This window comes from Arcicella sp. GW458-12-2-14-TSB2 (assembly GCF_059423785.1).
In genome coordinates, this window is record NZ_JBWKYN010000070.1 from 1 (window position 1) to 21,274 (window position 21,274).

At 36.0% G+C, this 21,274-nt stretch carries 20 protein-coding genes and 1 pseudogene; 13 read left to right on the top strand and 8 right to left on the bottom strand.

The window, feature by feature from the left end:
• Positions 1-355, bottom strand: a pseudogene (locus tag AC07XN_RS11815) (hypothetical protein); the annotation flags it as partial.
• 107 nt (positions 356-462) lie between these two features.
• Between AC07XN_RS11815 and AC07XN_RS11820 the strand changes: the two are divergent.
• On the top strand, positions 463-789 hold the full coding sequence (locus AC07XN_RS11820; protein WP_309924515.1) for a DciA family protein: 327 nt from the start codon (positions 463-465) through the stop codon (positions 787-789).
• A 21-nt stretch (positions 790-810) separates the two neighbouring features.
• Here the strand turns inward: AC07XN_RS11820 and AC07XN_RS11825 are convergent, their stop codons facing one another.
• The 4 genes from AC07XN_RS11825 to AC07XN_RS11840 form a co-directional block, all read right to left on the bottom strand.
• A complete protein-coding gene (locus AC07XN_RS11825) occupies positions 811-1,317 on the bottom strand; it encodes a hypothetical protein (protein ID WP_494743227.1) in 507 nt (168 codons plus the stop codon).
• A 101-nt stretch (positions 1,318-1,418) separates the two neighbouring features.
• Positions 1,419-2,744, bottom strand: a complete 1,326-nt coding sequence (ftsZ, locus tag AC07XN_RS11830; RefSeq protein ID WP_309924521.1) for a cell division protein FtsZ — start codon at positions 2,742-2,744, stop codon at positions 1,419-1,421.
• Between the two features lie 78 nt (positions 2,745-2,822).
• A complete protein-coding gene (locus tag AC07XN_RS11835) occupies positions 2,823-4,316 on the bottom strand; it encodes a M20/M25/M40 family metallo-hydrolase (protein ID WP_494743228.1) in 1,494 nt (497 codons plus the stop codon).
• Between the two features lie 119 nt (positions 4,317-4,435).
• The gene (locus AC07XN_RS11840) at positions 4,436-5,011 is read right to left on the bottom strand and encodes a thioredoxin family protein (RefSeq protein ID WP_494743229.1); all 576 of its coding nucleotides are present in this window, start codon (positions 5,009-5,011) and stop codon (positions 4,436-4,438) included.
• 296 nt (positions 5,012-5,307) lie between these two features.
• Here AC07XN_RS11840 and AC07XN_RS11845 point away from each other — a divergent pair, with 296 nt between their 5' ends.
• The 8 genes from AC07XN_RS11845 to AC07XN_RS11880 all read left to right on the top strand — a co-directional run bounded on the left by AC07XN_RS11845 (position 5,308) and on the right by AC07XN_RS11880 (position 13,937).
• Positions 5,308-6,291: an ion channel gene (locus tag AC07XN_RS11845; protein WP_494743230.1), complete on the top strand. Its 984-nt coding sequence runs from the start codon at positions 5,308-5,310 to the stop codon at positions 6,289-6,291.
• 62 nt (positions 6,292-6,353) lie between these two features.
• Positions 6,354-7,274 carry a S66 peptidase family protein gene (locus tag AC07XN_RS11850; RefSeq protein ID WP_494743231.1) on the top strand — a complete coding sequence of 307 codons (921 nt, stop codon included), beginning with the start codon at positions 6,354-6,356 and terminating at the stop codon, positions 7,272-7,274.
• Positions 7,275-7,281: 7 nt separating this feature from the next.
• A complete protein-coding gene (locus AC07XN_RS11855) occupies positions 7,282-7,854 on the top strand; it encodes a 5-formyltetrahydrofolate cyclo-ligase (protein ID WP_494743232.1) in 573 nt (190 codons plus the stop codon).
• A 201-nt stretch (positions 7,855-8,055) separates the two neighbouring features.
• The gene (locus AC07XN_RS11860) at positions 8,056-8,553 is read left to right on the top strand and encodes a hypothetical protein (protein ID WP_494743233.1); all 498 of its coding nucleotides are present in this window, start codon (positions 8,056-8,058) and stop codon (positions 8,551-8,553) included.
• Positions 8,554-8,592: 39 nt separating this feature from the next.
• Entirely contained in the window at positions 8,593-9,585 is a 993-nt protein-coding gene (locus tag AC07XN_RS11865; RefSeq protein ID WP_494743234.1) for an aspartate-semialdehyde dehydrogenase, read from the top strand.
• Positions 9,586-10,082: 497 nt separating this feature from the next.
• Positions 10,083-11,615 carry a M20/M25/M40 family metallo-hydrolase gene (locus AC07XN_RS11870; RefSeq protein WP_494743235.1) on the top strand — a complete coding sequence of 511 codons (1,533 nt, stop codon included), beginning with the start codon at positions 10,083-10,085 and terminating at the stop codon, positions 11,613-11,615.
• 94 nt (positions 11,616-11,709) lie between these two features.
• Positions 11,710-12,951 (top strand): MFS transporter, encoded by a 1,242-nt coding sequence (locus AC07XN_RS11875; RefSeq protein ID WP_494743236.1) that lies wholly within the window; start codon positions 11,710-11,712, stop codon positions 12,949-12,951.
• Positions 12,952-13,232: 281 nt separating this feature from the next.
• Positions 13,233-13,937 (top strand): sulfite oxidase-like oxidoreductase, encoded by a 705-nt coding sequence (locus tag AC07XN_RS11880; RefSeq protein WP_309924540.1) that lies wholly within the window; start codon positions 13,233-13,235, stop codon positions 13,935-13,937.
• 197 nt (positions 13,938-14,134) lie between these two features.
• Here AC07XN_RS11880 and AC07XN_RS11885 read toward each other — a convergent pair whose 3' ends face one another.
• Positions 14,135-14,713, bottom strand: coding sequence for an NADPH-dependent FMN reductase (locus AC07XN_RS11885; RefSeq protein ID WP_494743237.1), 579 nt, complete (start codon positions 14,711-14,713; stop codon positions 14,135-14,137).
• A gap of 190 nt (positions 14,714-14,903) precedes the next feature.
• On the opposite strand from AC07XN_RS11885, the gene AC07XN_RS11890 reads away from it, so the two are divergent.
• The 4 genes from AC07XN_RS11890 (at position 14,904) to AC07XN_RS11905 (ending at position 19,080) form a co-directional block, all read left to right on the top strand.
• Positions 14,904-15,344 (top strand): Dabb family protein, encoded by a 441-nt coding sequence (locus AC07XN_RS11890; RefSeq protein WP_494743238.1) that lies wholly within the window; start codon positions 14,904-14,906, stop codon positions 15,342-15,344.
• A gap of 315 nt (positions 15,345-15,659) precedes the next feature.
• Positions 15,660-17,084 (top strand): MFS transporter, encoded by a 1,425-nt coding sequence (locus AC07XN_RS11895; RefSeq protein ID WP_494743239.1) that lies wholly within the window; start codon positions 15,660-15,662, stop codon positions 17,082-17,084.
• A gap of 6 nt (positions 17,085-17,090) precedes the next feature.
• Positions 17,091-17,876, top strand: a complete 786-nt coding sequence (locus AC07XN_RS11900; protein ID WP_494743240.1) for an alpha/beta fold hydrolase — start codon at positions 17,091-17,093, stop codon at positions 17,874-17,876.
• A gap of 118 nt (positions 17,877-17,994) precedes the next feature.
• On the top strand, positions 17,995-19,080 hold the full coding sequence (locus AC07XN_RS11905; protein WP_494743241.1) for a type III polyketide synthase: 1,086 nt from the start codon (positions 17,995-17,997) through the stop codon (positions 19,078-19,080).
• A gap of 7 nt (positions 19,081-19,087) precedes the next feature.
• Here the strand turns inward: AC07XN_RS11905 and AC07XN_RS11910 are convergent, their stop codons facing one another.
• Positions 19,088-20,539, bottom strand: a complete 1,452-nt coding sequence (locus AC07XN_RS11910; RefSeq protein WP_494743242.1) for a porin family protein — start codon at positions 20,537-20,539, stop codon at positions 19,088-19,090.
• 50 nt (positions 20,540-20,589) lie between these two features.
• Positions 20,590-21,141 carry an RNA polymerase sigma factor gene (locus AC07XN_RS11915; protein ID WP_309924551.1) on the bottom strand — a complete coding sequence of 184 codons (552 nt, stop codon included), beginning with the start codon at positions 21,139-21,141 and terminating at the stop codon, positions 20,590-20,592.
• Between the last annotated feature and the right edge of the window lie 133 nt (positions 21,142-21,274).

Here is a 21,274-nt window from a genome sequence, read left to right on the forward strand (position 1 = left end):
CCTGAGTATTTTCTCTAATTTTTTGGTAGTCTAAAATACCTATCATTTTTTCAAGGCGTTCATTTTCTCCATTTATAAGTACCTTAATACTTTCTGATTTATCTAATAAATTAGTCAATAATGCCATCAATTGTTTGATGCTACTTCCTTCTTCGGTATCCAGAAAAACAAGTATTTTTGGCGACTCTTTTACTAGTTTAATAGCATACTGAATCGTTAAATTATCAGAAAAATTATCAATATCATAAACCATCACCGAAGGCTTTGATAGCTTTACAAAATCGACAAAAGTATTGGTATATTTGATATTTAACTGACTATTTCGTAGTTGGATATATAAAAAAAGGCTAGACATTTTATAGTTTTTATGAATTTTAAAATGAGATGGTCTAATTTATTAACAATTAAAATAACAAATACCGTAACTTTGGTTCAATCATTTGCAGTATCCCCCAAAAGCGTATGTCGAAGGTATATCATTATAACAAAGAAAATGTTCGTAGAAAAACAGGAGCATCCTCGTTAAAGGATGCCATAGAAGATATGCTTGAGCTATATAAAATTCGTTCTAAGTTTAACGAAACTTATATCGTTGCTTATTGGGAAAAAATCATGGGTTCTCCGATTGCCTCCAGAACAACCCAAATTTATATTAAAGATGGAAAATTGTTTATTCAATTAGATTCCGCTCCGCTCCGAAATGAACTATTGATGGCAAAAAATAAAATCGTTGAGCTTATCAATAAAGAAGTAGGAGAAAAAATCATTCAGGATGTTGTATTCTTATAATTAGGCGCTCTTCAACCTGAGCTATTGTCTCTGAACTTCTTTTAGTTTATTTTTTAAGCTGAAATACTTGATGATAAACACAATCGCTACGACCAACGACAACCCCAACAAAGCAATATATACGCCTTGGTATTTTTCAATCTCTTCTAGCATTTGATGATTCTCTTTTGAAAAACCCTTATGTCTTTCTGTCAATTCTACTAAATCATGATTCTTTTGGGTAAGGTCATTATTTTGCTGAATCAGTTCATTATATTTTTCAGTAAAAGCAGCAGTAGCATTGGATTGCTGGCTTTGATATTCATTTAAGATTTCATTGTCTTTATCAATAATTTCATTGAGAGCATCTATCGTCTTTTGCATATCATCCTTCGAACGATTACCGAAAAGCCCTGTCGATAGGTTTTCTGATTCCTTGTATTTTTGATATAGCGTTTGTCTTTCTGTAGTAAGGTCTTTTATTTTATCCTGAGCATTACTTTTAGTAAATACAAAGCACATTAAGAATAATAAAATGAAATTTTTCATCGACTAATTAATTGTAATGATAGTTGAATATTGTTTAATAAAAATCCCACAAGTATTTTGAATTGCTTGCGGGATTGATAACGATATGCTATATGCTTCAATTATAAAGAATGTGACTGATAATCAAGTTCAAGGATTTCAGAAATATCTAATAATTTAATATTATAACGCTGAAACGCTGGCGTATCAAAATCTTCAGAATCAGTTGGCATTTTGGTTGCAAAATCTTCAATCATTTTTCGTAATCTTGGTGTATCGTCTTCTCTTGGAGGAAAAACGTGCTTAATAGGTTGTTTTTCTTCTTCTATTACTTCGTCTTCATCTTCCTTATACTCTTCATCTTCCACAACATTTGAAGGCTGTAAAGATACGGGTTCTACTTTTACTCCTTTTTTAGCATGATTACCGTTGACAGGTTGTTTCAAAGGTGTACGCACGGGTCCATCTGGTAAATCAAACCCTGCTGCTATTACCGTGATACTCATATCATCCCCCAAGTTGTTATCAATGATAAAACCGAGTTTAAATCCAGCAGGAGAATTTCCGATAGCTTCCATGATATGGGCGGTAATAGCTGTTTGTTCTTTTACTGCCATTACTTTCTGGTCACTTGTTGCAATCGTTACTAATACACGTTTCGCACCTTTAATATCACGGTTGTTTAATAATGGCGAATCAAGGGCTTTTTCAATAACTTCTTTAGCTCTGTTTGGTCCTTTAGCAGTAGCCGTACTCATTACAGCTTGCCCAGCGTTGCTTAATACCTTTTTAACATCCTTAAAGTCAGCATTTATCTTACCAGATTTTGTAATTACTTCCGCTACTGATTTTGCAGCATTAGCCAGTACATCATCTGCATGTTCAAAGGCTTCTAAGATGTTTAAATCTTCATAAATTTCTAATAATTTATCGTTCAATACTACCAAAACAGTATCACAAGTACGTTGTAATTCAGCAATTCCTCGGTTAGCCGCTTCAATTTTCTCTGTACCTTCCCACGAGTATGGAGCTGTTACAATCGCTACTGTTAGTATATCCAATTCTTTGGCTATTCTCGCAATTTCTGGGGCTGCTCCTGTTCCAGTACCTCCACCCATACCAGCCGTAATAAAAACCATTCTGGTACTTGGTTGTAACAATGCTTTAATCTGAGCTTCACTTTCCAGCGCAGCTAGTCTTCCTTGTTCTGGTTCTGTTCCAGCACCAAGTCCTTCTGTCAAAATTTCGCCTAATTGTAGTTTTACAGGAACTTTATTATCATTCAGGGCCTGTAAGTCGGTATTACACACTACAAAATCGACGTCATCAATCCCCATTTCGAACATGTGACTAACAGCATTACTTCCTCCTCCGCCGACACCAATCACTTTAATGATATTGTCTTTTGTCTCAGATGAAATTTCAATATTATGATGAAAAAAATCCATATTATAAATTATTATTAAGGATTAATTAATTACTAAATAGCCCGTATTATTTGTCTTGAAAATCAGTTGAATACACTATTATTCTTCTGCTCCCCATCGCCATTCTCTACCAAGCTCTAACTCTTTTTTCAGGTTTTGTTTTATAAAAAAATCTCTTGTCGAGTAAAAATCTAATTTTTTCGCTGGCACCTTATCCACATTGGCGATTCCATACAACATCATCGTTGTGTACCTTACGGTATTAACCATTTCGTTCTTGTTAATCAAATCAAAACGGTCGCAATTGGCATGATAACATCCTACCGCATCAGGCGAGATTCCTCCAATCGGAGATGCCGTCGGTATTCCTTCCAACATAAAGCTTTGATGGTCTGAATGAAGCCCTGCTTGGTTGATAACATTGTTTTTATATTCGGGTACAGCCTTTTGCATACACTCACCTATTTTTGTAAACAACGATACCATTTCGTCTCTTCCTGCCGTATTAAATCCATTCGCATTATTAGCCATATCGAGGTTGAACATAAACACCACTTTCTCTAGTGAATTATTACGTTTACTTTTCTCAATCATTGCTTTTGAGCCTAGCAAACCTTCTTCTTCTCCCATGAACATGACAAACTCTATCGTTCTTTTAGGTTTTAGATTTAATGCTTTGAAAGTACGGGCAATATCCAAAATAGAAAACGAACCTATGCCATTATCAAGCGCACCAGTGGCCAAATCCCAAGAATCAAGGTGTCCGCCAATTACTATTTTCTCGTCACGGTATTTTTTATTGTCTCCCTTGATAGTAGCGATAACATTTCGAGCTTTAATCATTTTACTAAAGTTCTTCATGTCTATTACACCCATCAAATTGGGTTGCTCGCTCATCCAAGAGCGGATTTTGATGCCACTCTCTAATGACACACACACTGCTGGAATCGCTATTAGGCTTCCAGTAACCGAAGCTGTACCAGTTAGTAGTACATTTCCTTTTACTGTGTTGACAAAAATAACCCCTGCTGCACCATATTGCATGGCTAGGGCTGTCTTTTCAGAACGGTGTAAATTCCGAGTTCCTTTAAAGGGGGCTAACAATCCGAGGTTTACTAAGGCTATTTTTCCTGTTAATTGGTCTTTTACTGCTTGAAAATCTGGTTCTAATCCATTTCCTACATCCACAAGTTCAGCAGTTACTTTGGCTTCAACGGGTGTCATTGCCAATGACACTACTTCTATGTCATGGAAGTTATCACTTTTTTTAGGGGCAATTGCTAACGTCACGGTATCCCTTGACCAAGCCTCTACTTGAAATGGCTGATATTTTACATCTTTAAAACCATAAGATTTTAATAAGTTATAAGTATACTCCTCAGCCCTTTTGCCATTAGCACTGCCTGTAAGGCGGTGTCCGATTGTTTTACAAGCGTCTCCTAACGTTTCGTAAGCCCTACTATTGGCTACTACTTCATCATTGATTCGCCTGAATGTTTCTATTAACTCTTCATCTTCATTTCCTAAAGGTTGAAATGCAGCTGTTGAAGTAATAAGGATTAGAATAAGAAAAACGTAAAGGTTTATTTTCATTTTGTCTGTTGTGAAATAGGAAATAATAGTGGAATTTACAAAAAAACTTGACAAACTCTAACATATTTAAAATAAGAATAAGTCCCTATTAATACCTATTATTGGTGTCCTTTAAATAATTACTTATTATTCAGACTATACTGTTGAGGATATATCTCTTTTTGATATTTTTCCCAGTTCCCTTTACGGTAGTGGTTATCTCCAAAAAAAGTAACTATCTGATGAAACTGCTGTGCTTCTTGATAACCTGCCACTGGCTGAATCATATTAAATTGCTCATCTAAATACACTATCGTCGGGAAACTCATCTTTCCTTGTAAAAGCGCAACACCTGCCTGATTGTACCCATTTTCCCAGATATATTGTTGTTTGCCAATTCTGATGGTATCCTTCATTTCAGCATCCAATTTTACAGCATAATATTTTTGATTGACAAATTCAGCTACTTTTTCATCCGTAAAAGTTTTTTGATCCATCACCTTGCACCAACCGCACCAGCCTGTATATACATCAATTAAAATTTTTCTTGGCTCTTTTTGAGTAGCCGCATACGCTTGCTCCAAAGTCATCCAATTAATTTTAGCTTTGTTTGCTTTAGGAACAAGGCTAGTATTGGGTGCTGTATTCGCAGCGATTTGTGCTTTCCCAGCAAAAGCTATCAGGGATATAAGAAAAGTAAAGAATATCTTTTTCATGTTTTATAAGTTGGTCTTGCTTTGTGAGATTTTTATCTAAAACGGTTTTCTCCTTTTTAGCAAAGATAATTGGATAAAGTAATTTTAATTATATTGTACTTTAAGATATTTTAGTGAATCCGACGTCCAACTTTCTGAAAGATTGTCTTTAGTACTTTCAGATTTTAGCTAAATAGCCTTTTTATACCTTAGCAATTTACAAAAGGTTTGTTTTCCTTACAAAGATTTTTGAGTAAACGGTCAACTGTTTTATTTTCACTCATTATCTTTAACTGTTTTTGACTTCAAATAAATTCATGGCTATACTTCGACACAAAAAAAGTAAACTTGTTGAGGCTGAAGAAAAACGTAGAGATTTAGGCTTTGGCACTCAAATTACTGACCCTGACACTAGGCTCCTCAATAAAGATGGTAGTTTTAATGTTAAAAGAATTGGTGGTAATTTCTGGGGACGCTATAATATATTTAATGAGCTTATTATCTGTTCATGGAAACGCTTTTTTATCCTCATTGTTGCCTTTTACTTAATATTGAATTTTATCTTTGCCTGCCTTTATCAAGCCGTAGGAATTGAACACCTACAAGGTGTGGATTTAACGACCAAAGGCTCGGGCTTTATGGATGCCTTCTTCTTTTCTTCACAAACACTAACTACGGTTGGTTATGGAAGAATTGCCCCCGTTGGTTTTTGGGCAAGCACTATCGCGGCTATTGAATCGCTATTAGGCTTGTTGATTTTTGCCTTGGCTACTAGTTTACTTTATGGCCGTTTTTCAAGGCCAGTTGCCAGAATCTTATATTCCGACAAAGCTATTATTGCACCTTATCTGGACATTACGGGCTTTATGTTTAGAATTGTGAACGAACAAGATAATCAATTAATTGATTTACAAGTTGAACTGGCGGTATCCATGCTAAGAAATGAAAGCAAAGGGAAAACAGTGAGAAGGTATTACGGACTAAAATTAGAAAGAAGCAAAGTCAATTTTTTCCCGGCTAATTGGACTATTGTGCATCCGATTACAGAAGATAGTCCGCTGTTTGGCTTGACTAAAGAGGATTTGTTATCAAGTGACGCTGAGTTTTTAGTATTGCTGAAAGCTACAGAAGAGACTTATAATCAAACGGTAAATTCGCGTACTTCTTTTCATGCACGTGAAGTAGTAGTAGGTGCGAAATTTCTTCCTATGTTTAGCGATGTTCCAGGTGCTGGAGTAGTAACGCTAGACTTGCGTAAATTATCAGATATTCAGGATGCGCCTCTATCAAGTGAGCTATAAAACTGAAATAAAACAAAAAATAAGGGGATTCTGTATCAGCAATTCGCCTTTATCATTATAAAATGATTCAACCAAAAGCATTACAAAAAGGAGATACTGTTGGCCTAGTAGCATTGGCATGCAAAGTAGATTTTGAATTAATAAAACCTGCTATTGAGGTAATAGAAAAGGTATGGGGGCTAAATGTAGTGTTGGGTACTTCATTGACTAGTAAGTATCATCAATTTGCAGGAACTGATGAAATCAGGGCTAATGATTTCCAGATGATGCTAGATGACCCCAATATCAAAGCCATTATTTCGGCAAGAGGTGGTTATGGTAGCTCACGGTTATTAGATAGGATAGACTTCTCACAATTCATTCAACATCCTAAATGGGTTACTGGGTTTTCAGATATTACGGCGGTGCTTTGCCATATTCATAACCTAAACATTGAAAGTGTTCATGCTACCATGCTTAAATTATTTATGCAAGATGGTGGTGAATATGCATTAGAAACCTTCAGAAAAGTGCTTTTTGGCGAACCCCTAGACTATCATATTCCAGCGAATGCTTTAAATAAAATAGGTATTGCCCAAGGGCAATTAGTAGGAGGTAATTTAGCGATGTTGACTCATATCATTGGTTCAAACTCTGATATTGATACGACAGGGAAAATATTGTTTCTGGAAGACGTAGGTGAATATTTATACAGCATCGACCGTATGATGATTCAGCTAAAACGTTCAGGAAAATTAAAGTCTTTGGCAGGTCTGATTGTAGGGCATTTTTCTGACTTAGAAGACAATGAAGTACAATTCGGAAAAACAGCTAATCAGATTATCGAGGATGCCGTTGCTGAATATAGTTTCCCTGTATGTTATGATTTCCCAGTTGGTCACGAACCTACCAACTGGGCAATACCTTGTGGCAGAGAGGTAACACTAACCGTAGAAAACAATGGTATTTGGGTAAAAGATGCTGTAAATGAGCCATTAATCTAAAAACAGCATGAATAAAGCGACCCTTAGAAAACATTATTTAGCTCAACGAAAAGCACTCAGTCAGGAAAGTATCACCGAAAAGAGTCAAGCTATTTGCGATTTGTTCTTTCAGCATTTCAATCTTTCTACGATTGAATATCTTCATATTTTTCTGCCTATTATCAGGCATCATGAAATTAATACTTTTTTGATAATTGATAAAATTCAGCAGGAATTTCCTCACGTACAATTAGTTGTGCCCAAAAGTATTCTTGAAACCAACGAGATGGAACATTTTCTATACGATAAAAGTCAATTGGTTGAAAACAAGTGGGGTATTCCAGAGCCTATTCCAACTATTCCCGTTTTGCCTATTGATATTTCAATGGTAATCGTTCCGTTATTGATTTTCGATATGGCAGGCAACCGTGTGGGCTATGGTAAAGGTTTTTATGATCGGTTTCTTAAGCAATGTGCTCCAGACCTCATTACAATTGGCTTATGCTTAGAAGAACCCATTGACAACATTGAGGATGTAAACGAATTTGATGTAAAAATCAATTATTGTATTAGTCCAAATAGACTATATTCCTTCGGATAGAAGTAAAATTTCAATAAAAAACAAGAATTCCTACAAATTTACTCTACTATTCCCAGCAGATTCCTTTTCTCTTCCAACTTTATCAAGTAATTTTGCAAACTTTTTATTTTCCCTGACTTTCAAAGGAAATTAAATTTCAATGATTCTGACGACTATTCAACGCTGTGATTTTTTTGAAAGATAAATCGCACGAAAGAAGCCATGAAAACTAAGATTTTAATATGCTTTTTATTATGTATAGGTTTTAAAACCTTTGCTCAGGAAGTAAAAAGAACTTTGTATCCGATTTCAGTTAAGCGACAATTGTTTGGCGTAAAATTTATTTACGACAGACAGATTATCGACAACGCAGCGGCCTTACAAATACCCTTGTTGCAAGCCAGAGACCCCAAAGTAAGTGTGGAATTCCTGACTTATAAACAGCAACAAAAGCTAGTTAAGCTAATCAATATTATTCCTGCGGGGGTTTCGCTTTATACAGTTTTTAATAGAGATAAGGTATCCAGCGGTTTTTATTGGTCAACAGTCGGCAGTACGTTATTGATTTCGACCTATTTAAATGTAAAAGCAAATATGCATTTATCTAATGCGATTAATCGTTATAATGAGGTTATCCGTAATAACGAAATCGGGCTAAATGTACAGACAACACCTGATCATCAGGCGATAGTGGGAGTTGGATTAAAGCATAATTTTTAAGTATTTTTTTATATAATCAATTAATAATCAATTTTTAAAATGAAAGTAGCAGTAGTCGGAGCCACAGGTTTGGTCGGTGGCGAAATCCTTAAAGTGTTAGCGGAACGTAACTTCCCAGTAACAGAAATCATCCCAGTTGCCTCTGAGCGTTCAGTAGGTAAACAGGTAGAATTTAAGGGTAAACAGTACACCGTTGTTGGTTTTGATGATGCTATTAAGATGAAACCAAACGTGGCGATTTTCTCGGCAGGTGGTGGTACATCTTTGGAATTAGCTCCGAAATTTGCAGCGGCAGGGATTACAGTAGTAGATAATTCTTCAGCTTGGAGAATGGACCCTACTAAAAAACTAGTAGTACCAGAAATTAATGCGTTTACATTAACACCAGAAGATAAAATCATTGCTAACCCGAATTGTTCTACAATTCAGATGGTTGTAGTGTTGAACCCTTTACACAAAAAATATAAAATCAAACGTGTTGTTGTGTCTACGTATCAATCAGTAACAGGAACGGGCAAAGCGGCAGTTGATCAATTATTCGCAGAACGTGAAGGTCGTACAGATGTACCTGCGGTATATCCACACAAAATTGATTTGAACGTTTTACCACACATTGATTCATTCTTGGATAATGGTTATACCAAAGAAGAGATGAAAATGGTGAATGAAACCAAGAAAATCATGTTGGATGATTCTATCGCGGTAACAGCTACTACAGTGCGTATCCCAACGATTGGTGGACACTCTGAAGCAGTAAATGTTGAATTTGAAAATGACTTCGACGTAGAAGAAGTAAAAAATATTTTAGCAAATGAAGAGGGCGTAATCTTACAGGATGACCCTAAGAATTTTGTATATCCAATGCCTATTAATGCACATGGTAAGGATGAGGTTTTTGTTGGACGTATCCGTCGTGATGAAACACAACCTAATACCATCAATATGTGGATTGTAGCGGATAACCTTCGTAAAGGTGCTGCTACTAACGCTGTGCAAATTGTAGAGTATTTGGCTAAAAACAATCTTATTTAGTAGTTTACAGGTTTGTTTGATAGTGAAATGAAAGCCGAGATAATTATCTCGGCTTTTTATTTTTTGGTAGATTTGGGGATGTTAGACATTAGATACAAGACTTGAGGATAAAGGACTTTAGGACTGGAAGACTTACTAGATTTTGAGATAAAGGACTGTAGGACTAGAGGACTAGAGGAGGTTGGATTTTACTGTGTTCTTTAAACCGTGTTCTGTATGCCACAGACCACGGTTTCAAAGTCTTTTGTCTAATGTCAATAATCCAAACTCCTCCATTCCTAAAGTCCTTTATCCTTAAGTCTAAAATCTAACGTCTACAATCCAACCTCCTCTAGTCCTAAAGTCCTTTATCCTTAAGTCTAAAATCTAACGTTTACAATCCAACCTCCTCCAGTCCTAAAGTCCTCTATCCTCAAGTCCCACATCCTCCTCCCCTCAATTTTGTTTTATGCGTTGCAAAATGTAAGTTTGGGTAAACTAAAATCCATACTTCATCCATGAAACGCTATTTTTTACTTACCATACTCAGTCTCACTCTTTTGTCTGCCTTCTCGCAAAATGTTTTAGTAGAAAAAACACGTGAATTTCGTAAAGCGAATGAACATCGTCTTTTGAATGAATTCATGGGACTGCTGTCTATTCCTAATGTAGTGTATGATACCGTCGGCATTCAGAAGACTGCTAACTATATCGTAAAAATGATGGAGGAAAGGGGTATCAAAGCTCAAAAGTTAGATGCCAAAACCAAAGGTGTTCCTCCTGCTATTTTTGGCGAAGTAATTGTGCCCAATGCTACAAAAACATTGGTGTTCTATGCTCATTACGACGGTCAGCCAGTAAACCCAAACCAATGGGCAGAAGGTATAAAGCCTTTTGAAGCGGTTTTCTTAAATGGTTCTTTAGAAAAGGGCGGAACAATTATTCCTACGCCTAAGGCCACAGAAAGTATCAATCCCGAATGGCGAATTTATGGTCGCAGTGCTTCTGATGACAAAGCAGGAGTTTTTACTATTCTGTCAGCTTATCAGGCTATGACAAAAATGGGTATTAGTCCGAAAGTTAATTTGAAATTCTTTTTTGAAGGGGAAGAAGAAGCGGGTTCTACACACTTGGAAGAAATTTTAGATAGGCATAAAGATAAACTCAAAGCTGACCTTTGGGTCATTTGTGATGGGCCAGTACATCAATCTGGACGCAAACAGGTTGTGTTTGGTGTACGCGGAGATGTAAATATGGAAATAAAGGTATATGCCTCAAAACGACCACTCCATAGTGGGCATTATGGCAACTGGGCTCCTAACCCTGCGAATTTATTAGTTAATCTATTGGCATCTATGAAAGATGAAAAAGGTAAAGTATTAATCAAAGATTTTTATGATGATGTTACACCTTTAACAGCCTTAGAAAAACAAGCTTTAGCTAATATTCCTCCTCCCGACGAACAAATGAAAAATGAATTAGGTTTTGTTCGTGCCGAAGGTGATGGTAAATCATTAGCAGAATTAATTAGTTTGCCTTCTTTAAATATCAATGGCATAGCGAGTGCCAATGTAGGCAAAATGGTTGCCAATATTATTCCTACCTCGGCTACAGCGGCTTTAGACTTACGCTTAGTGCTAGGAAATGATGCTCAACGACAGGTACAAAAAGTAATTAATCATATCAAAGCTCAAGGCTATTATGTCACGACCAACGAAAGTATTACAGACGAAGAGCGATTAAAATATCCCCTCATTGCCCGTGTGCAAGCCAAAGATGGATACAATGCTCAACGGACTAAAATGGATTTGCCAATCGCTCAACTTATCATTAAAGCTGTGCAGAGTACTTCTAAAGAGGACATCGTGTTGATGCCAAGCTCAGGTGGAAGTTTGCCTTTGTATTTATTTGGCAAATATTTGTCAACTACTACCATTACTGTCCCTATTGCCAATCATGATAATAATCAGCATGCTGAAAATGAAAACATCAGAATACAAAACCTTTGGAACGGACTTGAAACGTATGTAGCATTGATGAATATTCAATAAATTGAACAGTATAATTATAGTGAATATCAGTTTTTTGAAATTATAATCCATAACTATTACTTATCTTTAACCATCTAAATAAACCCTTTTAATAATGAAAAAACGTCACCAAGTGCTGTTAGTACTTGCCATTTTATCTGTCATAACTTTTCTAGACCGTATTGCATTTTCTACCGCAGGAGAACGTATCACAAAAGAACTAGGACTTTCGCCCGTACAATGGGGTTGGATTTTAGGCTCATTTACTTTAGCTTATGCCCTTTTTGAAGTTCCAACAGGTTTATTGGGTGATAAAATCGGGGCAAAATCGGTTTTGATTAGAGTAGTGTTATGGTGGTCGTTTTTTACAGTATTAACGGGTTTCTCTACGGGCTTTGTCATGCTCCTTGGTATTAGGTTTTTGTTTGGCATTGGCGAAGCGGGTGCATATCCTAATATTGCTATTGCCTTGGCAAAATGGTTTCCTGCTAACGAACGTGGACAAGCCCAAGCCATCATTTGGGGTGCTTCGCGTTTAGGGGCGGGTTTAACACCGCTAGTGGTAATTCCGATTCAACAGCGGTATGGTTGGGAGGCATCTTTCTATGTATTAGGCTTTGTAGGCGTAATTTGGGTGATTTTCTGGTACTTTTGGCACAAAGAAGACCCTACGCAGGCAAAAGATATTTCAAAGAGTGAGTTAGATGAAATCTTAGCGAAGCGTCAATTAGATAATCATGCAGATAAAGTACCTTTTAGGAAATTTCTGAAAAGTAAAAACTTATGGTTTCTGATGGGAATGTACGCTTGCTATGCAACAGGCATTTATTTCTTTCAAACATGGTTGCCTAAATACTTGCAACAAGGTAGAGGGGTCAGCGAAGACCAACTAAAATATATCAGTTCTATCGCTTTTTTATTAGCAGCCTTTGGTTGTTTTATGGGTGGCTTTATTAGCGATATTTTAGTAAAGAAGTATGGTAAGAAATGGGGACGAAGAATTGTTCCGATGATTGGTATGGGTATTTCAGGTATATTTTTAATTATCTCGGCCCTTACTGTCAACAATACTGTGGCTATTGTCTTGCTTTCCTTGGGCATGGCTTTTATGGATGTTACTGCGCCAGTAGCTTGGGCGGTTTCAATGGATATTGGAGGAAAAAGAAGTGGGTCAATTTCTGGAGCCATGAATTCAGCAGGATTATTAGTTGCTTATTTAAACACCGTAAGTTTTGGATATCTAGTGACTAATTTTGGGTACAATTTCCCTGTGTTGTTACTTGGTATCATCGTAATTATTGGTGCATTTTTATGGTTAAAAATTAATGCCGAAGAAACTATAGAGTATAGATTATGATTATACTTTTGTAGTAGAAATCTGTGGAGGATATTTTACCCGCTGATTTCAGAGATTTGAAACCGCTGATTTAAAGTTTCGATAAATTAAATTCTCCATCATCTGCGTAAGTTTTCAGCGTAAATCTGCGGAAGATATTTTACTAGCTGATTTCACAGATTTGAAATCGCTGATTTAAAGTTGTGATAAATTAAAAATCTCCGTCATCTGCGTAAGTTTTCAGCGTAAATCTGCGGGTAAAAAAAAATAGACAAAAAGCTCAACGCTTAAAAAATACTACTATGGAAAACGAACAACATCAAGACGATAAGCTCGACCGTATCATTGAGGCTAGAATGAAATTGAAAGCTCGTTTTGAAGAAAAAATGAAAGCGACGCCTTCAATGGCTGATTCAAAACCTCAAGGAAAGGGGCCTATCAATAGGCACGGTATGCCAACTACTCCAGTGGGACAAACCCTAACTGTTAAATGGCCTGTATTAGACTTGGGGTATCAACCAAAAATCCCTTTAGACAAATGGCGATTGATTATTGATGGCGAAGTAGAAAAGCCATTGATATTAACATGGGATGATTTTATGGCTTTGCCACAAACGGAGGATGTATCAGATTTTCACTGTGTAACTACTTGGTCTAAACTAGATATGGTATGGCAAGGCGTACGTTTGTTAGATTTAGCGGCCTTAGTACAACCCAAAGAAACTGCTACGCACATAATGTGTTATGGCTATGACACTTATACAACGAATGTGTCATTAGAAGAAGCCCTAAAGCCAGATGTATTGTTGGTGCATACCGTAGACGGTCAACCTTTGGCTGTAGAACACGGCGGACCATTACGGATGATTACGCCACAATTATATGCTTGGAAAGGCTCTAAGTGGATTAAAAGAATAGAATTTATGCCTAAAAACAAGCTAGGTTTTTGGGAAGAAAGAGGCTATTCAAATACAGCTTATCCTTGGAGGAATGATAGATACAGTTAGTGAGGATTTAGTTGTGAATGAGTGAGTTGTGAGTTAGTGATTAAAAAAATAAAATAATTTTGGGATAATTGATTTACGACGAAGCTCCTTTTAAATTGTTCAATCACTAGCTTACAATTAAAAAACCTAACTCACAATTCACTAACTCACAACTAAAAACTCACTAAATCACAACTCACTCACTCACTCAATCACAACTATTTCACCCACCTCTGTGCCACAGCCACGGCGTATTCAACAAAAGATTTTACAGTAAATTCATATATTTTATTACCTGTTGATTCTGAATGCTCATCTAAATTTGATGATGTTTCATGCGACTCATAGATTCTTGGCGAAACCACTGAATATTGATGCGTGAAATTGATAATTTTATTAATCACGGTTGTCAATTCTAAACAAGGAATTTTTCCGCCACGTCCGTTCGAAACCCCTGCCAAAGCAAATACTTTGTTATCAAAAAGATGCACAAAATCCTTTGAACCTAATTGGTGTAGCGCATTTAATAAATCTCCGTTCACCGTCCAATTATACTCTGGACTTACAAAAAAAACTAAATCGGCTTTTGCCCAAGCACCAATCAATTCGCTTTGAAAAGGAGTTAATTCATCTTTATTAATTACTCCTCTTCCTACTGAAGGAATATCAAAATGATGAAAATCTACCACCGTGGTTGACTCAAAACCTTCTGCATAGAGTACTTTTTGGAGGTATTTAGAAAAGCGTAATGAGTTGCTGTTTTTTCTGGGCGATGTGGCAATAATAGCAATATTCATAATGTATGTTTTAGGGAAATGGGTATTAATTAAGCCGTAAATTACAAAAAATGTTTAATCTATAGAGTTAACCGATATCGCTATAAAAATAGTTCACAGGTATTTCATGATAGACTTAAGTCAAGAAAAGATATATTTGTTGCGAAACTCTTCAAAAACATTGTAAATTTTACTTATCTCATCCAAAATCATGCAAAAATCAACTAGAAGACAATTTTTAGAAAACTCAACAGTAGCTTTAGCTACAGGAACTATTATGACAGGTATTGCTACCACAGATTCAGAAGCCGCTGCACCAGTAGCTGGCAAACTTTCGTTTATTCATCATGTATTTTTCTGGTTGAAAGACCCTTCTAATAAAAAAGACCATGACCAATTATTAGCAGCCTTGAAAGCTTTAGGAAAAATCGAAGTAATCAAATCTGCACATATTGGACTTCCTTCTATCAATGATTTTGACAAGCCCGTAACTGACGCTTCTTATTCTTTTTCAGTAATGTTGATTTTTGCTAGTAAAGAAGATGAAGAAAAGTATTTGGTACATCCATTACATAAAAAATTCGGAGCAGATAATCATTACCTATGGTCTAAAGTAGTAGTTTATGACTCAGCAGATATATATGTTCAGTAGTGAATAGACTCTTTTGAAGCTTAATCGGCAATATAAGTAAAGACTCTAGTATTTTATTAATATATTTTTGACGAAACAATTAAAAAGTATTAGTTTTAAAGTAAAATTATCCTTTTTAATTATCGAAGCTGTTTAAACTTTCCGTTTCGGGTTAAACTAAGTCTTTTAGAATAGCTTGTTCCAAAATTTACTCAACGTAGCGATGCTATGCTTCGCAAATTTTGAAAAAATCAATTCAAAAATACAATACTTTCACCTCAGAATCCGAAAGTTTAAACCGCTTCATTCAAAAAATAACCCTTAAACAAGTTTTCAATGACCACACAATCCAATCAAAAGTCCCATCTTTATACTTTAATGACAGTATGGTTCTTTTGGAGTTTCGTTGCTGCCTCAAACGGTATTTTAATTCCTTTATTCAAGGAAAAATTTGGTTTAGAACAATGGCAAGCACAATTGGTTGATTTTGCATTTTATATCGCTTATACGGTTGGTTCTATTTTATACTTTATCGTTTCAAGTGCCATAAAAAGTGATATCTTAAACAAAATCGGCTACAAAAATGGGATTGTGTACGGTTTAATTATATCGGCGTTAGGTACTTTGCTATTTTATCCAGCAGCCGAAATGAAATCTTTTCCTTTATTATTGTCAGCATTGTTTATTGTAGGTTTAGGGTTCTCGCTTCAACAAACGGCTACACAGCCATTTATGATTGCCCTCGGACCACCAGAAACGGGTTCACACAGAATTAACTTAGGTGGTGCTGTAAACAATTTAGGAGGGACTATTGGCCCAGTTATCATCAGCTTCGCCATATTTGGTTCAATTGCGGCCGATGCTGCTAAAAATGCAACCATCGAATCTGTGAAATTACCTTATTTGATTCTAGGAGCACTTTTTGTATTAATGGCTATTTTCTTCAAAGTTTCTAAACTACCAAGAATAACAAACGACGAAGAAGTAGAAATCGGAACAGGTGTATTGAAATACCCACAATTATTAATGGGTATGTTTGCTATCTTCATGTACGTGGGGGTTGAAGTAACCATCGGTAGTAATTTAGGTGAATACTTAAAAGTAACTCAAGGCTTAGATTCTTCTCAGATTTCACACTACGTTTCGATGTTCTGGGGAAGTATGATGATTGGTCGTTGGACGGCCTCAATCAGCAATTTTGACGTTACTCCGACTACTAAAAAACTATTGACTATCATTGTGCCATTCGTAGCTTTTGCCATTGTTTTAGGTGTAAATACATTGCACGGAAGCAATATGAGCGATTTGTACGCTTATGGTATTTGCGTATTGATTATGATTGCGGCGTTCTTCTACTGCGATGAAAAGCCTGTAAGAACACTCTTAGTTTTCTCTGGAATGGGTGCTTTAGCCATGATTATCGGTTTAGTATCTAGCGGAACTGTTACTTTATTTGCTTTCATTAGTGGAGGTTTGTTCTGCTCGGTTTTATGGCCATGTATTTTCTCGTTGGGTACAGCAGGGTTAGGAAAATATACCAACCAAGGTTCCGCATACATGATTATGATGATTTGTGGTGGCGCCGTAGTACCAGTACTACAAGGTATCGTGGCTGATACAATCGGTATTCAACAATCGTATTTTGTACCAATTATTTGTTTCTCTTACTTAGTATTTTTTGGAATAAGAGTACAAAGTGTATTGAGAAGACAAGGAATTGATTTTGATAATGCTGTTGTTTCAGGCGGTAAAGGTCATTAATAATTAATGGAATTACATTTTCAAAAATTTGGAAACGGACAAAAAATCCTGCTCGCCTTTCATGGAATTGGGCAGGATTTTTTGTGTTTCCAACAATTTGGCGAAACCTTCGCTAATACCTACACTACCTATGCTTTTGACCTCCCTTTTCATGGAAAAAGCCTCAATAACCATCCCATAAATGGCATTATTACCAAAAACATTTGGAAAGATTTTTTGAACAGTTTTCTACAACAAAATAAGATCGATTCTTTTTCAATAGTAGGCTTTAGTATGGGTGGTAGATTTGCCTTGGCTACACTAGAAGCTTTTCCCGAAAAAGTTGAAAACCTAATACTAATTGCGCCAGATGGCATTTCTGAGCATCCAATTTATGCCTTTGCCACACATTTTAATCTGACGAGGAGGTTATTCAAATACGTTATTTTTAAAGAAGATAAGCTATTGGTATTAACCAAGTTTTTTGCCAAAATGCGGATTGTCCCCGAAAGTTCTATACGCTTTGCCCATAGAATGCTTGATACTCCTCGCAAAAAAAAGCAAGTTTTTGAATCATGGACTGGTTTTAGGCATTTAAAGTTTGATATGAGCAAACTATCAGCAGTAATTAATTCACGAAATATTAAAGTAAGTATTTTCACAGGAAAATACGATACTATTCTACCGACTAAACAAGTATTGCCTCTCTCACAAAAATTACCAAATGCTCAGATGATAACACTTGAAGCTGGACATACAAAAATGCTTGAAAAAGTAGTAGAATACCTACAAATGAATGATAAAATAATATAAAGTGACATCTATCCGACTATATTAAAACAATTATCCTTCCAATTTCGTATATCATTTGTATTATCATGTATAATGCGTAGCTTTCATTATCAACAAACGGTTAATACCATAATCATTTATGAGTTTTATCAATGCTATAGGTACGGCTGTTCCTGAAAACTGTTTTCCACAGATTCAAATTGCGGAATTCATGGCTTCTGCACTTCAAATGAATGAATACGACCAACGAAGACTAAAAGCGCTGTATCGTTCTACCAAAATCAATCAACGATATTCTGTATTAACAGATTATGGTAAAACTATTGATGAGTACGAATTTTACCCAAATACATTAGATTTAGAACCATTCCCAAGTATTTCTCAAAGAATGCTTGCCTATAAAAAATATGCATTGCCTCTTTGCCTAAAAGCGATTGATAACTTAGGCACTTTTCCAGACATCACGCACATCATTACCGTAAGTTGCACAGGAATGTATGCTCCTGGACTTGATATTGAAATTATTGCATCTTTAAAGTTAAACACTACTATTCAGCGAACCGCTATTAATTTCATGGGCTGTTACGGGGCATTTAATGGCTTAAAAATGGCCGATGTTATCTGTAAAGCTAATCCAACAGCGAAGGTATTGGTTATTTGTGTGGAGTTATGCACACTTCATTTCCAGAAAAAAATGGATGAGGATTTTCTCTTATCCAATGCATTATTTGCAGATGGAGCTGCGGCTGTTTTAGTAACAGGAACGCCTTCAGCGACGGGGCAATCATTGGCATTAAAATCGTTTTTTTGTGATTTGTACCTTGAAGGAAAACAAGATATGGCTTGGCAAGTAGCCGACTTTGGCTTTGAAATGACGCTCACTTCATACATTCCGAAATTGGTAAAATCAGGCATTAAGGCACTAACAGATAAATTATTAGAAAACTGTGGGTTGATTACAGAGGATATTTCATTATATGCTATGCATCCTGGGGGAAAAGCTATCTTAGAAGCCATTGAAACGGCGCTAAGTATTAGTGTGGAGGACAATCGGTATGCCTATCAGATTCTGAGGGATTACGGAAATATGTCGTCGGCAACAGTACTTTTTGTATTGAAGGCAATCATCGAAGATGTAGCAAATGTTCGCAAAAACCAACATATTCTAAGCTGTGCTTTTGGGCCAGGACTGACGTTAGAATCGATGATTCTGGAAACCGTTTAGCGTTTCTCTAAAAACCATACTTCAACGAGAACATAATTCCGCTACTGTATAAATTAACCTTTCCTCGCCCTACTTCTTTCAAAGGTGCTTTCAAATAAGGTTCTGCTTGGATAGAAAGATGGTTATTGATTCGTTTCTCAAACCCAAATGAAATATTCAAGCTACTCATAAAATAATCATTATCTCTTTTCCAAGATACATATCTAGGGAAATTAGGTGGCACTGTAGCTGTTTCGGGATAATAATATTCATATCCTTCTGTCAACATCAAATAAGAAGATGCACCTGCACTTACAAACCAAGTATCTTTAGCTTTCTGTAAAACATTGTAACGGACATTAAAAGGTATATCCAAAATTTGACAATCGCCCTCAACACTTGTAGGCAAAACAGGGCGGGTAGCCCAGTTTTTTGCCCACGCATGATAGTTTTCGATACCCGTACTGTATTTTTTTGAACTATAAACTGCTCCTGTTTGAATAACGATACGCTTCGTGATATTATACTCGAATAAAATCCCTGCCGATTTGCCAAGTGCAAAACCTGCTAAGCTTTCTACTCCATTTGCATCTGGTGCAATAGATAATCTAACCCCAAAACGTGAAAATTTATTAGATTTAACAAGTGGACTAACACGAGGTTCACTGCTACTCTCTTCAAATTCTGGCAAAGTGATTTCTAACGCTGATTTCAGTGGCTTTAAGGGCTTGCCAGTAAGTAATGACAAGCTTTCAGATGTTTGTAATGAATTATCTCTTGTCACATTTCCTTGGGTGAATGATACTCCCTCTCCTATCTCTTTTTGCCCAATAACATCTATACTTTTTTGTCTATCACTCTTTATTTCTGCCTGACGAATATTCGATACCTCCTGAACTCGACTAGTATAATTAAAATTAGTAAATGATTTAGAGGTTACTTTATTTTTTGCTAAGCTTGGGATAGACTTAAATATTTTTAACGACTTTGAATTGACTTTTTCATTGCGTTTTGAAACAGCATCAACCTTATTTTCTATTACTGTGCCTTTATCAACACCTTCAACTTTAGGTTGTACGGTTATTTTTTTATCATCAGGTATTGAAACAGTATTAGAATTAGTAATATTTTCACTTAGTTCTTCTCCCTTTGTAGTGCTTTGTTTAGATGTTTTTGATACCTCTTTTTGACTTTCTAATTGACTTTTGTTTAGTTTGGTTTCCGTTGTTAGTTTATCTGTGAGGTTATTTTTAGTAAAATAATAGATCGTAATCCCACCCACAAAACATAGCAAAAACAACAATAATAACCATCTTTCGTATTTATAACGACTTTCTGGTATTATTGCAGACTGCGGCGCAAGCTTATTTTTAAGTTTATCCAGAGACGACTGGTCAAACGGGATTTCTACCTTATCAGAGGCTTCTCTGAAAAGGTCATCCAGTTCATCATCGGACATATCCCACCACTTATCTGACATCTTTTTAGTAAGATTCTTTGTTGAATCTTTATTTTATTCTTTTGTTATTTTTAAAAACGTTTACTTAACATTTCCCTCAAATTAACCCGCGCACGAGCTAAGTTTGACTTTGAAGCACTCACTGAAACACCTAGCATCTTTGCTATTTCTTCGTGCGAATAACCATCTATGGCAAACAAACTAAAAACAGTTCGATAAGTTGGAGACAGCCTTTGCACAAACGATAATAGTTCTTCATAAGCAAGATTAGCTGATGCATCATCACTCCTATCACTCAAATTTTCTGCATATTCTATATCATCATGGTCGTAATATTTATGGTTTTGCCTGTAATAATCTAGTGCAGTATTAACCATAATTCTTCTGAACCAATTCTTAAACGATTTATTCAAATCAACCTTATCGGCATTGTTAAATACTTTTATAAACCCATCATTAACAATCTCCACAGCCTCATCCCGCGTTCTGGTATAACGCAAGCAGACACTCATACCGTAGCCATAAAACTGCTTGTATAGCAATTCTTGACTCTTAGAATCGCCGTTACGGCATCCTTCGAGTATGATTTGGAGGCTATTATTCTTATCTGTAATAATGGGCATTTTGAATACGTTTCATTACCATTACGGTTTTTATCACAAAAGGTTGCGTAATAATATAGACAATATATGTTTTTTTTTATTCTTTTCTTATTCAACAATTAAGATAACTATCCCAAACCAATAATTCATGATT

Bases quoted from the DNA above. Each gene is read 5' to 3' on its own strand.
- AC07XN_RS11820 (WP_309924515.1), top strand. From the start codon at position 463: ATGTCGAAGGTATATCATTATAACAAAGAAAATGTTCGTAGAAAAACA.
- AC07XN_RS11825 (WP_494743227.1), bottom strand. From the start codon at position 1,317: ATGAAAAATTTCATTTTATTATTCTTAATGTGCTTTGTATTTACTAAA.
- ftsZ (WP_309924521.1), bottom strand. From the start codon at position 2,744: ATGGATTTTTTTCATCATAATATTGAAATTTCATCTGAGACAAAAGAC.
- AC07XN_RS11835 (WP_494743228.1), bottom strand. From the start codon at position 4,316: ATGAAAATAAACCTTTACGTTTTTCTTATTCTAATCCTTATTACTTCA.
- AC07XN_RS11840 (WP_494743229.1), bottom strand. From the start codon at position 5,011: ATGAAAAAGATATTCTTTACTTTTCTTATATCCCTGATAGCTTTTGCT.
- AC07XN_RS11845 (WP_494743230.1), top strand. From the start codon at position 5,308: ATGGCTATACTTCGACACAAAAAAAGTAAACTTGTTGAGGCTGAAGAA.
- AC07XN_RS11850 (WP_494743231.1), top strand. From the start codon at position 6,354: ATGATTCAACCAAAAGCATTACAAAAAGGAGATACTGTTGGCCTAGTA.
- AC07XN_RS11855 (WP_494743232.1), top strand. From the start codon at position 7,282: ATGAATAAAGCGACCCTTAGAAAACATTATTTAGCTCAACGAAAAGCA.
- AC07XN_RS11860 (WP_494743233.1), top strand. From the start codon at position 8,056: ATGAAAACTAAGATTTTAATATGCTTTTTATTATGTATAGGTTTTAAA.
- AC07XN_RS11865 (WP_494743234.1), top strand. From the start codon at position 8,593: ATGAAAGTAGCAGTAGTCGGAGCCACAGGTTTGGTCGGTGGCGAAATC.
- AC07XN_RS11870 (WP_494743235.1), top strand. From the start codon at position 10,083: ATGAAACGCTATTTTTTACTTACCATACTCAGTCTCACTCTTTTGTCT.
- AC07XN_RS11875 (WP_494743236.1), top strand. From the start codon at position 11,710: ATGAAAAAACGTCACCAAGTGCTGTTAGTACTTGCCATTTTATCTGTC.
- AC07XN_RS11880 (WP_309924540.1), top strand. From the start codon at position 13,233: ATGGAAAACGAACAACATCAAGACGATAAGCTCGACCGTATCATTGAG.
- AC07XN_RS11885 (WP_494743237.1), bottom strand. From the start codon at position 14,713: ATGAATATTGCTATTATTGCCACATCGCCCAGAAAAAACAGCAACTCA.
- AC07XN_RS11890 (WP_494743238.1), top strand. From the start codon at position 14,904: ATGCAAAAATCAACTAGAAGACAATTTTTAGAAAACTCAACAGTAGCT.
- AC07XN_RS11895 (WP_494743239.1), top strand. From the start codon at position 15,660: ATGACCACACAATCCAATCAAAAGTCCCATCTTTATACTTTAATGACA.
- AC07XN_RS11900 (WP_494743240.1), top strand. From the start codon at position 17,091: ATGGAATTACATTTTCAAAAATTTGGAAACGGACAAAAAATCCTGCTC.
- AC07XN_RS11905 (WP_494743241.1), top strand. From the start codon at position 17,995: ATGAGTTTTATCAATGCTATAGGTACGGCTGTTCCTGAAAACTGTTTT.
- AC07XN_RS11910 (WP_494743242.1), bottom strand. From the start codon at position 20,539: ATGTCAGATAAGTGGTGGGATATGTCCGATGATGAACTGGATGACCTT.
- AC07XN_RS11915 (WP_309924551.1), bottom strand. From the start codon at position 21,141: ATGCCCATTATTACAGATAAGAATAATAGCCTCCAAATCATACTCGAA.